The following is a 12,337-nucleotide window of genomic DNA, read 5'->3' as shown; positions in this document are numbered from 1 at the left end:
CGTTCAAATCGAACCCGGCAGTGCAAAGGGCGAGGCACTTGCTGACTGCCATACTCCAAACACCGCCCCGCCCAAACCCATTCGCCCGACTGTGTTTCGAAACCAGAGAGGGAATGGCTGTCACATCCATGAGACGATTGAGGACGCAGCAACCGAGCGATCCGTATCCAGGCACTTTAGCAAAAGCAGCTAAGTTTCCGGCGCAGCGATAGGGCAAGCTATTAGCCATGGCCAACGATCGAACAGAACGGGATTACCGCATCCGCGTGGCTCGTGCGGTCGCGGCCATCGTCGCCGACCCGATGGCCAACTCCCGTCTCGACGATCTCGCGCGCCTCGCCAATTTCTCACCGTTTCATTTTCACCGCGTCTATGCCGGCGTCGTCGGTGAGACGGTGGCGGCCACCGTTCGTCGCGTCCGGCTGGCTCTCGCGACCCGTCTCCTGACAAGCTCGAACGAGAGCATCACGCAAGTGGCGCTGGCGGTCGGCTATGACAGCCCGCAAGCCTTCGCGCGCGCCTTTCACGAATTCACCGGGCAATCGCCACGCGCATTCCGGCAACAGATGACGCAGGCGTTCGTCGCTGCCGAAATGACGCCCCTGCTCCCCGGCGACGCATCGCTGCCAGCTGTCACGATCGTCGAGCGGCCGGCGCGACAACTGCGTGCGCTGCGGCATGTCGGATCGTTCGCGACCATCCCTCATACGCATCGGCAACTGCGCCTACGCGCCGGGCCACGCACCATCTCGGAGAAATGGGGCGCCTCGTTCGGCAACCCCGAATATGCCGGCCGCTTCAGATACTACGCCGCCATCGCCTCGCCTGAGCCCTGGCCCGAGGATGCGGATATCGAGGAACTGGAGATTCCCGGCGGGCGCTATGTCGTGCACCGGCTGGTCGGCCCATACACCCGCATCAACGCCGCCGCACAGGCCATCTACACCAGATGGATGCCGGGCAGCGGCTACGAGCCCGACGATCGGCCGACGCTCGAGCACTACCTCGATACATCGTCGCGAGGGATCGCTCCTGCCGCCCTACGCACCGACCTGTTCATCCCCATCCGCAACGCGAGCCCGCCATGAATCTCCACCGTCTCTTGTCCAGCCTAGCGTTTTGCCTTGCGACCTCGCTGACGCAGGCCGCCGGACTCAAGTCCGTCGACATTCCGGCCGAAGGAGGACTCCAGCCGCTCAAGGGCGCGATCTGGTATCCATGCACTCAGCCAAAAAGCGAGATACGGCTCGGACCTTTTGCCATGTCCGTCAGCATGAATTGCCCGCTCGCTGGCGAGAAACGCCCGCTCATCGTGGTCTCGCACGGCAGGACCGGCAGCTTCCTCGGACACCGGGACACGGCCGAGGTTCTGGCCGATGCAGGCTTCATCGTCGTCGCGATCAATCACCCCGGCGACACTAGCCTGGACCAGAGCCGTACGCGCGAGTTTTCGGTCTTCGTCGAGCGGCCGGCCGACATCAAGCGCGTGGTCGATTACATCCTCGGCTCATGGCCCGATGCCGCCAGGATCGATGCCGGGCGCGTCGGGTTCTTCGGCTTCTCGCGGGGCGGCTATACCGGACTCGTTGCCGTCGGCGCCAATCCATATTTCGGCAAGCGCCTCAGGCTCTGCGAGGGCAAGAGCGACCCGCTCTGCGATCAGGTCCGCCTGGGAGAGCTTCCGGAACTCCGCCATGATCCGCGCATCAAGGCGGCGGTCATCGCCGACCCGCTCAGCGTCTTCTTTACGCAGGAGAGCTTCAAGAACGTACGGGTGCCGGTTCAGCTCTGGGGTTCCGAGCGCGGCGGCGACGGCGTCACTCCGGCTAGTGTCGCGGAGATAGCAGGTTGGCTGCCGACGAAGCCCGATTTCCACGTCGTGCCCGGCTCCCAGCATTTTTCTTTCCTGCCGCCCTGCCCGGCCGAGCTGGCCCAGTCGGCTGGCGAGCTCTGCAGCGATCAACCCGGTTTCGACCGGGCCGCCTTCCACGCCGACTTCAACGCGCGCGTGCTCGCCTTCTTCAAGGCGCAGCTCGGCCAGCCGCCATATGTCAAGTAGTCAGCGGCGCCCGCAGCGGTTGGCGAGCAGCACGCGATAGTCGGCGAGCGACTGGTCCATCTGCGCGACGTTCTCCTCGCGCTGCCGGCCGGCCTGGCATGTCGCGAAGACCGAACGCGCATTCTGCATGAAGGCGACATGGTCGCGCCAGGCGGCGCATTGCGTCGCCTGGTCGGCCGTGGCGACCTGCTGCATCTTGTACTGGCGCTGGCGCATCGCCGCCTCGTTCTGAAACAGGTCGCGACTGCACGTCGCCGGAACGGGACGCGGCTGTGCCGATGCGAAAGTCGGAACGAGGATCAGCAAGACGGCGGCAGCGGCACGCAGGATCATCCGAGGTTCAGCTCCTTGAAGAAGTCGTTGCCCTTGTCGTCGATGACGATGAAGGCGGGGAAATCCTCGACCTCGATGCGCCAGACCGCCTCCATGCCGAGCTCGGGATATTCGAGCACCTCGACCTTGCGGATGCAGTCCTGGGCGAGGCGCGCCGCCGGGCCGCCGATCGAGCCGAGATAGAAGCCGCCATGGGCCTTGCAGGCCTCGCGGACCTGGGCCGAACGGTTGCCCTTGGCCAGCATCACCATCGAGCCGCCGAAGGACTGGAACTGGTCGACGAAGGAATCCATCCGGCCGGCCGTGGTCGGACCGAAGGAGCCGGAGGCGAAGCCTTCCGGTGTCTTGGCGGGGCCGGCATAATAGACCGGGTGGTTCTTCAGATAGTCCGGCATGCCCTTGCCGTTCTCCAGCCGCTCGCGGATCTTGGCATGAGCCGAGTCGCGCGCGACGATGATCGTCCCGGTCAGCGAGAGCCGGGTCTTCACCGGGTATTGCGTCAATGTGGCGAGAATCTCGCTCATCGGCCGGTTGAGGTCGACCTTGACGACATCGCCGCCGAGCTTGGCCTCATCGATCTCGGGCAGGTACTTCGACGGATCGGTCTCGAGCGCCTCCAGGAAGATGCCGTCCCTGGTGATCTTGCCCTTGGCCTGGCGGTCGGCCGAGCAGGAGACGCCGAGGCCGATCGGCAGCGAGGCGCCGTGGCGCGGCAGGCGGATGACGCGCACGTCATGGCAGAAATACTTGCCGCCGAACTGCGCGCCGACGCCGAGCGCCTGCGTCAGCTTGTGGACCTCCTCCTCCATCTCGATATCGCGGAAGGCATGGCCGGAGGGCGAACCCTTGGTCGGCAGCGCATCGAGGTACTTGGTCGAGGCGAGCTTGACCGTCTTGAGGTTCTGCTCAGCCGAGGTGCCACCGATGACGATGGCGAGATGGTAGGGCGGGCAGGCGGCGGTGCCGAGCGTCAGGATCTTCTCCTTCAGGAAGGCCATCATCCGGTCCCTGGTCAGGAGCGAGGGCGTCGCCTGGAAGAGGAAGGTCTTGTTGGCCGAGCCGCCGCCCTTGGCGACGAAGAGGAATTTGTAGGCATCCTCGCCCTCGGCATAGATGTCGATCTGCGCCGGCAGGTTGGTCGCGGTGTTCTTCTCCTCGAACATGGAGAGCGGGGCAACCTGGGAATAACGCAGATTGCGCTTGAGATAGGCGTCGTAGACGCCCTCGCCGAGCGCCGCCTCGTCGTCGCCATCGGTCCAGACCTTGCGGCCCTTCTTGCCCATGATGATCGCCGTGCCGGTATCCTGGCACATCGGCAGCACGCCGCCGGCGGCGATGCCTGCGTTCTTGAGCAGGTCATAGGCGACGAAGCGGTCGTTTCCGGTCGCCTCGGGGTCGTCGAGGATTTTTGCGAGCTGGGCGAGATGGCCCGGGCGCAGCAGATGGTTGATGTCGATGAAGGCCTGCTCGGAGAGCCGCTTGATCGCCTCGTGCGAGACACTCAGGACCTCGCGGCCAGCGACCGTCTCGACCGTGACGCCGTCGCTGCCGAGCGAGCGGTAGGGCGTCTTGTCTTCGCCGAGGGGGAAGAGATCGACATGGGTATAGGCCATCGGCGGGGCTCCGCGGTTCGAAGGCGCCGCGCGCGGCGCCTCACAGCTTCGGCCGCGTCATAGCCGCTCGGGGCAAGGCCTCCAAGCCCAGACTGTCATCATTCAAAGGAAGAAGCCGCCTCGTGCGGCCTGCCTTCAGGCCGCCTTGGCGGCGGTCTCCGCCAGGATGGCGTAGATGGCGGCCGGGTCATGCGCGTGGCGCACCTGCTCCAGCACCGCCTGGTTGCGCAGCACACGGGCGACGCGGGCCAGGGCCTTGAGATGATCGGCCCCCGCCCCCTCCGGCGCGATCAGCACGAAGATGATGTCGACCGGCTGGCCGTCCAGCGCCTCGAAATCGATCGCCTTCTCGGCGCGGGCGAACAAGCCGACGAGCCGGTCGATCCCGGCCATGCGTCCATGTGGAATGGCGATGCCGTCGCCGATGCCGGTCGAGCCCAGGCGCTCGCGCTGGAGCAGGGCCTCGAACAGTTCGCGCTCGGGCAGGCCGGTGAGCACGGCGGCGTGCTGCGCCAGTTCCTGCAGAGCCTGCTTCTTGGAATTGGCGCGTAGCGGCGAGATCACCGCATCGGGCCGGAGAAGATCGGTCAGCGTCATAGGCCAATCCATGCATGTCCCGTGCCGGAACGCGGGCGCCACCGGCATCCCGGCCGGCACCCGAATCCCATCAGCGGCGGGACTTCAAGAAAGAGAAGCCGGCGGATCGATCCAGCCGATATTGCCGTCGCGGCGGCGGTATACGACGTTCATGCGGCCATTGCCAGCATGGCGGAAGATAACCACAGGGGCGCCGGTCAGATCGAGCTCGGCAACCGCGTCGCCAACCGTCATCTGATGCAGGGATTTGGTCGATTCCGCCACGATCACCGGGTTCTCACCAGCGTGGTCGGCCTCATGTTCCTCGATATCCTCATCGGGAGCGGCGATCACATAGCTGGGGATTTCCAGGGCCGGCTCACGACCATTGGCGGCAGCGGCGCGATCCTTCAGCCGTCGCTTGTAGCGGCGCAAACGCTTCTCGATGCGCTCGGCCATCTTGTCGAGGCTGGCATAGGGATCATGCGCAGTGGCCGAAGCTTCGAGGGTGATGCCGGAAGAAAGATGCAGAACGCCGTCGGTCTTGAAGGCGGTGCCATCCTTGCCGACGGTGACGTGGCCCTGATAGCCGCCCTCATAGTACTTGCCCAACGCTGCGGCGACCCTGGCCTCGGCCTGACCACGGAGGGCCTCGCCGACATCGAGATTCTTGCCGGAGATTCGCAAGCTCATGGAGTGCTTCCCCTTCTTGTCGCCATGGTCAGTAGCCGACCATCCTCAGGAGGTAAGAACGGCCTCATGGGGTTGTCAATGTGCGGAACGGCGCAGGTGCACGGGCGGCAGGACAAGGTTGCGAGCGCCTCATGGAACAGAAGACGATTTGTGCTGCACCGCACGCCGGGCGTGGAAGGGTTCGCCCCTCAACGCCCCGCCAGCGCCATCGCCGCCTTCTCGCGGCGGCGCTCCATCGAGGAGGGAATGCGCAGCGATTCCCGATACTTCGCCACGGTGCGGCGAGCGATATCGATGCCGCTCTGCTTCAGCCTGGTGACGATGGCGTCATCCGAAAGCACGTCCCGCGGCGGCTCGTCATCGATCATCTGCTTGATGCGATGCCGCACGGCCTCGGCCGAATGCGCCTCGCCATAGCCGGTCGCTGCGATCGCGGCGGAAAAGAAGTATTTCATCTCGAAGACCCCGCGTGGGCAGGCGAGGTACTTGTTCGAGGTGACGCGCGAGACCGTCGATTCGTGCATGCTGATCGCGTCGGCGACGGTCTTGAGATTGAGCGGGCGCAGATGCTCGACACCATGGGCGAAGAAGCCGTCCTGCTGGCGCACGATCTCGCTGGCGACCTTCAGGATGGTGCGGGCGCGCTGCTCGAGCGAGCGGGTCAGCCAGTTCGCCGTCTGCAGGCATTCGGCGATGAAGGCCTTGTCCACATCGCTACGGGCCGCCTTCGTGACGCGGGCGTGATAGGTCTGGTTGACCAGCACGCGCGGCAAGGTGTCGGGGTTGAGATCGACCAGCCAGGAGCCGTCCGGCGCAGCGCGGATGAAGACATCCGGCACCACCGTCTCCGCCGCAGAGCCACCGAAGGCGCGCCCCGGCTTGGGGTCGAGCCGCCGGATTTCGGCGACCATGTCGGCGATGTCCTCGTCATCGACGCCGCAGATGCGCTTCAGGGCGGCAAAGTCGCGCTTGGCGAGGAGCGGCAGGTTGGCGATGAGGGCCTGCATGGCCGGATCGTGGCGGTCGCGGTCGCGCAGCTGGATCGCCAGGCACTCGCCGACGTCGCGGGCGGCGACGCCACTGGGATCGAAGCCCTGGACGATGGCGAGCACCTGCTCGACCTTGGCAAGATCGACGCCGAGACGTTCGGCGATGTCGGCAAGCGGCTCGGTCAGATAGCCGGCATCATCGACGCCGTCGATGATGTGGCGGCCGATCAGGCGCTCGGCCGGCGCAGTCACGGCGAGGTCGAGCTGGGCGCTGAGATGCTCGTGTAGCGAGAGCTCGCTCGTCAGCCCGCTTTCGAAGCCCTCGGGCCCCTCCTCGAACGAGCCGCCGGAGCCGCCATAGGTGCCGCCGATGATCGGCAGGCTGTCGGCTCCTTGCGTCTCCAGCCGCGCTGCCTTGGGCTGCTCGTTCTGGAAGACATTGTCGAGCCCGGTACCAAGCCGGCCCTCGATGCCCTCCTGGGTGTTGAGGCTCTCGGCGCGGGCATAAGTCTCGGCATCGGCGGCGAGCGGACTTTCGCCGGCGCCGTTGAGCGAGCCGGCATCGGGAGCCTCGTCGCCGCGCTCGAGCAGCGGATTGCGCTCCAGCTCGCCCTCGACGAAGCTCTGCAATTCGAGATGGGAGAGCTGGAGCAGCTTGATCGCCTGCAATAGCTGCGGCGTCATCACCAGGGACTGACCCTGGCGCAGCTCCATGCGTGGCATCATCGCCATCGCGATCCCGACTCCTTAGCCTGCGGCAATTCGGCACGGTTCTTGCCTGTGAGACAGACTAGTCGCCGACCGCGACCGCGTCAAAGCCCTGGACGGGCTTTTGCGCCGGGAAGTTAATGCACTGCAATATAGCCGGTGGGGCGACCGCGTGCCGGACGCCTCAGAGCCGGAAATCCTCGCCGAGATAGACGCGGCGGACATCGGCATTGGCGATGATCTCGGCCGGCGAGCCTTCGGTCAGCACCCGGCCGGAATGGATGATGTAGGCGCGATCGACCAGCCCGAGCGTCTCGCGGACATTGTGGTCGGTGATCAGCACGCCGATGCCGCGATCGGTCAATTGCCGGACCAGCTCCTGGATGTCGCCGACCGCGATCGGGTCGATGCCGGCGAAGGGCTCGTCGAGCAGGATGAAGGAGGGCCGCCCGGCGAGCGCGCGGGCGATCTCGCAGCGGCGGCGCTCGCCGCCCGAGAGCGCGATCGAGGGCGCCTTGCGCAGGCGGCTGATGTTGAATTCGTCGAGCAGCTTGTCGAGCTCGCGCTCGCGCTTCTTGCGGTTCGGCTCGACCACTTCGAGCACGGCCCGGATGTTGTCCTCGACCGAGAGGCCGCGGAAGATCGAGGCCTCCTGCGGCAGATAGCCGATGCCGAGCCGGGCGCGCTGGTACATCGGCAGGTTGGTGATGTCGTTCCCTTCGAGCGAGATCACGCCCAGATCGGCGCTGACCAGGCCGGTGATCATGTAGAAGATCGTGGTCTTGCCGGCGCCGTTCGGGCCGAGCAGGCCAACCGCCTCGCCATTGCGGACATAGAGCGAGGCCTCGCTCACGACATTGCGGGCGCCATAGGTCTTGCGCAGGCCGCTGACGGCGAGGATGCCGGCGCCACCGACCGCGCTCGCGATCGGGCCAGGCTGCTCGTCGTCCTCGACAGCCTGCTTGTCCTTGCCCCGGCCGAAGAGTCGGCCGAGCAGCCCCGGTGCCGCCGGCGCCTTGGCCGGCCGCGCCGGGCTGGGCTGCGCCTGCTGGCCAGCGTCGGAAGGCGGAGACGTGGATATCGTCACAGGAGGAAATTCGCGCTGCTGGCGTTCGACATGGGTCCGCTCTGGTATGCGAGGCGCGCCGAACTGGCAACGCCTTCCTGCAGCCGCCCCTGCCGAAGAGCAGGATGCGAAAAAATGGGAACCGGTTTTCCGCTGAAATCCTGCTCTAAACTCTTAGAATCGATCACGTTTTATGATTTTTGATCGCTTCGATCCAAAATCATCGTGATCCAGGGAAGATCAGTTGGTCGGCGAGGCGGCCGGCTTGGCGCCAGCCTTACTGTCCTTGCCGTCCTTGTTGTCACCCGAGTTCGGCACGAAGAAGCCTTGGACGCGCCCGCTCGACGTCACGTTGGCGATGCCGGTCTGCGTGTTGTAGACGAGCTTGTCGCCGCGGGTGATGTTCGGGCCATCGTTCAGCGCGACATTGCCGGTCATGATCACCTGATTGTTGGCGCGGTCGAAGACGGCATTGTCCGAGGTCGCGGCCTGGGTCTTCGAGACGACGGTGACCGGCCCGGTGCACTCGATGCGCTTGATCGCGCCGTCATTGGCGCCCTGCCCCTGCGCCGCAGGCTGCGCCGGCTTCGGCGTCCCACCCTGGCCCCGGCCCTCATAGAACACCGTCATCACCGAGCAGCGCACGGTCGTCTCGCCCTGCACGGCGACGACATTGCCGGAGAAGACCGCCTTGTTGTCTTTGTCGAGCACGTCGAGCTTGTTCGCGTCGATCTTGATCGGCTCCTTGCTGTCGCCGCCCATGCCGCCGAAAGGCGAGCCCGGGGCTCCACCGCGCGACTTGGCCGGCTTGGTGGCCGGCTGCTGAGCGAATGCAGCTGTCGAGAGCGCCGGAGCGACCAGAACAGCGAGAGCGAGAGCAAGAGCTTTCATCGGTGACCTGTAGCTGACCTGCATGGCTGGATGCGATGATCTCACGGCTTGGCAGCCGGGCGAAGAGCTTCGAGATTGGGCGTGCTGCCCTCGCGCTCCGGGCCGGCCAGGCTGCGGGCCGGCGCATTCTCGATCAGGACATGCACGCGCCCCTCGAAGGTGATGAGCGCGCCATTGTCCTTCACGTCAAGCGTATCGGCGTCAACCGTCGTCGTGCCGAGATTGACCTTCACCGGCTCGCGCGAGTTGACGGTTCCGGCCTTGAAATCGACGTCGGCGGTGCGCATGCGGACATCATAGCCCGAATCGGTGCGGATCTTCACGTCGTCGACCAGCTTCAGCTTCTCCTTCGTCTGGTCGAAAAGGCCGCTGCGGGCATTGATGTTGATCCAGCCTTCGGACTTCATCAGCACCCGCGCCACCATCTGCACGAGCTCGATCTGCGTGGGATTGCGGACGTCCTGCAGGGCCGATTCCGCCGTAACCTCGTAAGGACTGTTGTCCTTGCGATAGCCGGCGAGCTTCGGCGTTTCCATCACCACCTTGCCGCCCGACAGGCTGATCCCGCCCAGCGAAAAATTGCCGGCATGGCGCAGAGGGTTGAGGAAGGGAACGATGATCAACCCCACCACCGCGGCGATCGCCCCGATCGGAATCAGGCGCCGGAGCAGACGCACGAGCGCGGAATGCCGGCGCGCGGCCTGGAAGGCGCTCTGCCGCATCTGCGCCCGAATCGCCGCCGGACTGCGTGTCTCAGGAGTTGTGATCGCCAAGCTCATGCCCGCCCATTGCCAGCCACCGGCGGCTTTTTCATGTCGAACCGGGCATGCCGACGGGCAGCAGCGACCGGTCCGGCGACCGCCAGACGGATGACCCTAGCCCAGATACATCAACTTTACGTATGCGCGAAGATGTCGACCTCCGGCCAACCGGCGAGATCGAGCTCGGCGCGCGCCGGCAGGAAGTCGAAGCAGGCCTTGGCGAGATGCGCGCGGCCCTCGCGCTCCAGCATCACATCGAGCTTCGCCTTCAGAGCATGCAGATGCAGCACGTCCGAGGCGGCATAGCCGAGCTGCGCCTCGGTCAGCGTGTCGGCGCCCCAGTCCGAGGATTGCTGCTGCTTCGACAATTCGACGCCAAGGAGCTCGCGGACGAGATCCTTCAGCCCGTGGCGGTCGGTATAGGTGCGCACCAGCTTGGAGGCGATCTTGGTGCAATAGACCGGCGCGGTGACGACGCCGAAGGCCTTTTCAAGCGCAGCGATGTCGAAGCGGGCGAAGTGGAACAGCTTCAGCACGCCGGGATCGGCGAGGATGCGGCAGAGATTGGCCGGCGCCCGGGCGCCCTTCGGGATTTGGACGACGTCGGCAGTGCCGTCGCCGCGCGAGAGCTGCACCACGCAGAGCCGGTCGCGCTGAGGGTTGAGGCCGAGCGTCTCGGTGTCGATCGCCAGGATCGGGCCCGGTTCGAACCCATCGGGAAGATCGCCGCGGTGCAGACGGATGGTCATGCCCAAAACCTCGCTCGGCGGCGCGATGCGCCGCTCACTCAAACTGCCATCCGCCAATCACGCCGAATGGCCCCCTTCAAATCCGGAGTACGTCTCGCAGCTAGCGGCGCGCTCCGCCGGGTTCAAGCATTTTCTCTGCCAGAACAACCGGTTCGAGCGCATTAACCTTTTATTCACCATAAGCTTCATTCCAGCCCCTCTCCGTGCGAGAATGCAGGATCGGAGCTTGACCCATGTCCGCAATCCGCCTGTTCACCGATCTCGATGGCCGGATCGGCCTGCGCCAGTTCTGGCTCGGCAGCATCGCGCTCGCCCTCTGCCTGCTGGCGGTCCAGTGGGCTGCGCCACAGGTCGCGGACAAATATGCCGCAGCGAAGATCGTCGCCTTCGCCAATGCCTTCGCTCTGTTTCCCTGGGCAGCGCTGGCAGCCAAGCGCGCCGCCGACCGGGGCGGCTCATCGCTGTTCGGCATCCTCCTGGTCTGCGCCATCGTGCTGCCGCGAGAAGTGCAGCCGCTGCTCGGCTATGCCTGGGCGCCCTCGCTGGTCGCGATCTCGACGATGGCCTGGCTGGTCGCGCTGGTCGATCTCGGCCTGATGCCGGGCGTCGGCCGCGACGCGGCGCTTGCGGAGCAAACCGGGGCTGCTAAACCGGCTCGATGAGCCCAAGCATACCCGCCCCCCTCGCCTTCGACCCCACCGATCCGGTCGCCCTCACCCAGGCCCTGATCCGCTGCGCCTCGGTGACGCCGGCCGAAGGCGGCGCGCTGACGCTGCTCGATGCCGTACTGAGCGCCGAGGGCTTCAGCGTCGAGCGACCGACCTTCTCGGAACCCGGCATGCCGGACATCGAGAACCTCTATGCCCGCATCGGCAGCGAAGGCCCGGTCTTTGTCATTGCCGGCCATACTGATGTCGTCCCGCCCGGCGACCTCGCCGCCTGGACGCATGATCCCTTCGCCGCGGACATCGTCGACGGCACACTCTTTGGCCGCGGCGCCTGCGACATGAAGGGCGGGCTCGCCGCCATGGTCTGCGCCGCGATCCGCTATCGCCGCGCCAATCCGGATGCGCCGGGCTCGATCGCCTTCCTCGTCACCGGCGACGAGGAAGGCCCCGCCGTCAACGGCACGGTCAAGCTCCTCGCCTGGGCCGACGCTCGCGGCGAGCGTTTCGACCATTGCCTCCTCGGCGAGCCGACCAATCCGGCGGCGATGAGCGACATGATCAAGATCGGCCGGCGCGGTTCGCTGACCGGCAAGCTCGCCGTCCAGGGCATTCAGGGCCATGTCGGCTACCCGCACCTCGCCCAGAACCCGATCCGCGACATGGTCCGGCTGCTGGCAGCGCTGGACGCAACGCCGCTCGACGCCGGCACCGAGCATTTCGATCCGAGCAATCTCGAAGTGACGACGCTCGATGTCGGCAATCCCGCGACCAACGTGATCCCGGCGCACGCCAAGGCGGTGTTCAACATCCGCTTCAACGACCTCTGGACACCGGAGACGCTCGCGGCCGAGATCGAGCGCCGCCTGCGCGAGGCGGCCGGCAACACCGTGCGCTACGAGATCAGCTTCGAGCCGACCAATGCGGTGGCCTTCCTGACCCAGCCGGGACCGTTCGTGGCGATGGTCGCCGAGGCCGTCGAAGCCGAGACCGGCAAGCGCCCTGCCCTGTCCACGACCGGCGGCACCTCCGACGCCCGCTTCATCAAGAACTACTGCCCGGTGGTCGAGTACGGCGTCGTCGGCCAGACCATGCACCAGATCGACGAGCGGGTCGCCGTCACCGACCTCGTCACGCTGGAGCGGATCACGCATCGTTTACTGGCGGGCTATTTCGCTGCAGCGCAGCAGGCTTGACGGAACCGACCCTGACGCCCACAATTAGACGAAAGTCT

The 12,337-nt window shown here is 65.9% G+C and carries 13 protein-coding genes; 4 read left to right on the top strand and 9 right to left on the bottom strand.

Features of this window, described 5'->3' with window-relative positions; genetic code table 11:
• Positions 1–227 precede the first annotated feature (227 nt).
• Positions 228–1,088 carry a GyrI-like domain-containing protein gene (locus GV161_RS15695; protein ID WP_152016576.1) on the top strand — a complete coding sequence of 287 codons (861 nt, stop codon included), beginning with the start codon at positions 228–230 and terminating at the stop codon, positions 1,086–1,088.
• A 173-nt stretch (positions 1,089–1,261) separates the two neighbouring features.
• Positions 1,262–2,059, top strand: a complete 798-nt coding sequence (locus tag GV161_RS15690) for a dienelactone hydrolase (RefSeq protein ID WP_348521241.1) — start codon at positions 1,262–1,264, stop codon at positions 2,057–2,059.
• Here the strand turns inward: GV161_RS15690 and GV161_RS15685 are convergent, their stop codons facing one another.
• The 9 genes from GV161_RS15685 to GV161_RS15645 form a co-directional block, all read right to left on the bottom strand.
• Positions 2,060–2,392 carry a hypothetical protein gene (locus GV161_RS15685; protein ID WP_152016574.1) on the bottom strand — a complete coding sequence of 111 codons (333 nt, stop codon included), beginning with the start codon at positions 2,390–2,392 and terminating at the stop codon, positions 2,060–2,062.
• Positions 2,389–4,005: a fumarate hydratase gene (locus GV161_RS15680; RefSeq protein ID WP_152016573.1), complete on the bottom strand. Its 1,617-nt coding sequence runs from the start codon at positions 4,003–4,005 to the stop codon at positions 2,389–2,391. Before GV161_RS15680 ends, GV161_RS15685 begins: the two co-directional genes overlap by 4 nt.
• Before the next feature lie 135 nt (positions 4,006–4,140).
• Entirely contained in the window at positions 4,141–4,602 is a 462-nt protein-coding gene (ptsN, locus tag GV161_RS15675) for a PTS IIA-like nitrogen regulatory protein PtsN (protein ID WP_152016572.1), read from the bottom strand.
• 84 nt (positions 4,603–4,686) lie between these two features.
• Entirely contained in the window at positions 4,687–5,274 is a 588-nt protein-coding gene (gene raiA, locus GV161_RS15670) for a ribosome-associated translation inhibitor RaiA (RefSeq protein WP_152016571.1), read from the bottom strand.
• A gap of 188 nt (positions 5,275–5,462) precedes the next feature.
• Entirely contained in the window at positions 5,463–6,995 is a 1,533-nt protein-coding gene (rpoN, locus tag GV161_RS15665) for an RNA polymerase factor sigma-54 (RefSeq protein WP_152016570.1), read from the bottom strand.
• 160 nt (positions 6,996–7,155) lie between these two features.
• Positions 7,156–7,968, bottom strand: a complete 813-nt coding sequence (gene lptB, locus GV161_RS15660; RefSeq protein WP_152017479.1) for an LPS export ABC transporter ATP-binding protein — start codon at positions 7,966–7,968, stop codon at positions 7,156–7,158.
• A 309-nt stretch (positions 7,969–8,277) separates the two neighbouring features.
• Positions 8,278–8,928, bottom strand: coding sequence for an LptA/OstA family protein (locus tag GV161_RS15655; RefSeq protein WP_152016569.1), 651 nt, complete (start codon positions 8,926–8,928; stop codon positions 8,278–8,280).
• 41 nt (positions 8,929–8,969) lie between these two features.
• Positions 8,970–9,650: a lipopolysaccharide-assembly, LptC-related protein gene (locus tag GV161_RS15650; protein WP_152016568.1), complete on the bottom strand. Its 681-nt coding sequence runs from the start codon at positions 9,648–9,650 to the stop codon at positions 8,970–8,972.
• A 173-nt stretch (positions 9,651–9,823) separates the two neighbouring features.
• Positions 9,824–10,438 (bottom strand): ribonuclease H-like domain-containing protein, encoded by a 615-nt coding sequence (locus GV161_RS15645; protein ID WP_152016567.1) that lies wholly within the window; start codon positions 10,436–10,438, stop codon positions 9,824–9,826.
• 233 nt (positions 10,439–10,671) lie between these two features.
• Between GV161_RS15645 and GV161_RS15640 the strand changes: the two genes are divergently transcribed.
• A complete protein-coding gene (locus GV161_RS15640; protein ID WP_152016566.1) occupies positions 10,672–11,100 on the top strand; it encodes a DUF805 domain-containing protein in 429 nt (142 codons plus the stop codon).
• A complete protein-coding gene (dapE, locus tag GV161_RS15635) occupies positions 11,097–12,299 on the top strand; it encodes a succinyl-diaminopimelate desuccinylase (RefSeq protein WP_152016565.1) in 1,203 nt (400 codons plus the stop codon). Before GV161_RS15640 ends, dapE begins: the two co-directional genes overlap by 4 nt.
• Positions 12,300–12,337: the final 38 nt, after the last annotated feature.

The sequence above is a fragment of the Bosea sp. 29B genome (assembly GCF_902506165.1).
In the GTDB taxonomy this organism is placed as follows: Bacteria; Pseudomonadota; Alphaproteobacteria; order Rhizobiales; family Beijerinckiaceae; genus Allobosea.
The sequence above is the reverse complement of the archived record's forward strand: the minus strand, read 5'-3'. Positions and strand labels throughout refer to the sequence as shown.

Bases quoted from the DNA above. Each gene is read 5' to 3' on its own strand.
- GV161_RS15695 (WP_152016576.1), top strand. From the start codon at position 228: ATGGCCAACGATCGAACAGAACGGGATTACCGCATCCGCGTGGCTCGT.
- GV161_RS15690 (WP_348521241.1), top strand. From the start codon at position 1,262: ATGTCCGTCAGCATGAATTGCCCGCTCGCTGGCGAGAAACGCCCGCTC.
- GV161_RS15685 (WP_152016574.1), bottom strand. From the start codon at position 2,392: ATGATCCTGCGTGCCGCTGCCGCCGTCTTGCTGATCCTCGTTCCGACT.
- GV161_RS15680 (WP_152016573.1), bottom strand. From the start codon at position 4,005: ATGGCCTATACCCATGTCGATCTCTTCCCCCTCGGCGAAGACAAGACG.
- ptsN (WP_152016572.1), bottom strand. From the start codon at position 4,602: ATGACGCTGACCGATCTTCTCCGGCCCGATGCGGTGATCTCGCCGCTA.
- raiA (WP_152016571.1), bottom strand. From the start codon at position 5,274: ATGAGCTTGCGAATCTCCGGCAAGAATCTCGATGTCGGCGAGGCCCTC.
- rpoN (WP_152016570.1), bottom strand. From the start codon at position 6,995: ATGGCGATGATGCCACGCATGGAGCTGCGCCAGGGTCAGTCCCTGGTG.
- GV161_RS15655 (WP_152016569.1), bottom strand. From the start codon at position 8,928: ATGAAAGCTCTTGCTCTCGCTCTCGCTGTTCTGGTCGCTCCGGCGCTC.
- GV161_RS15650 (WP_152016568.1), bottom strand. From the start codon at position 9,650: ATGCGGCAGAGCGCCTTCCAGGCCGCGCGCCGGCATTCCGCGCTCGTG.
- GV161_RS15645 (WP_152016567.1), bottom strand. From the start codon at position 10,438: ATGACCATCCGTCTGCACCGCGGCGATCTTCCCGATGGGTTCGAACCG.
- GV161_RS15640 (WP_152016566.1), top strand. From the start codon at position 10,672: ATGTCCGCAATCCGCCTGTTCACCGATCTCGATGGCCGGATCGGCCTG.
- dapE (WP_152016565.1), top strand. From the start codon at position 11,097: ATGAGCCCAAGCATACCCGCCCCCCTCGCCTTCGACCCCACCGATCCG.